Source organism: Roseateles sp. P5_E1 (assembly GCF_054049335.1).
Genome location: NZ_JBFUMN010000491.1, coordinates 1 through 515 on the forward strand (window position 1 = coordinate 1; position 515 = coordinate 515).

At 66.0% G+C, this 515-nt stretch carries 1 pseudogene; it reads right to left on the reverse strand.

Features of this window, described 5'->3' with window-relative positions:
• Positions 1-145: 145 nt before the first annotated feature.
• Positions 146-515 (reverse strand): annotated as a pseudogene (locus tag ACXJKJ_RS32265) (hypothetical protein); the annotation flags it as partial.

Sequence of the window (515 nt, forward strand, 5' to 3'; positions counted from 1 at the left end):
GCCGGAACAGGGGGGATCCAGAGTTTCCCGCCGGATATCGACATAGAACTGCATGTGACGCGTTCTGTCGCTTTTGTCACTTTGCGACCGAAGCCGTCACCACCTGACTAGATTGAACCGGGTGGGTGGTGAAAATCAAGACGGCTCAGGGCTCAACTGTGCGCTGGTGCAAATTGTTCATGTTCCGCCACGGCGAACCATTCGACCGCTGGGCTGGGCGCGGGGCCTGCTGGGCCGGGCGCGACTGCGGCGGCGGCGAGGGACGCTGCTGCTGTTGCGGGCGGCCGACCGAATCCATGTTCCGCCACGGCGAGCCGCCGTTGTACGACGGACGCGGGCGATCCGGACGCACCGGCGGATTTCCGCCGTTGCCCGGGCGCGGCGGCGGCCGGTGGTTGTGCGGCGGGCGATAGTTCGGGTACGGACGGTAGTTGGGATAGCCGTAGCCGTAGCCACCGCCATACCCGCCGCCGTAATAGCCGCCACCGTAGTAGCCACTCCCGTAACCGTAGGAG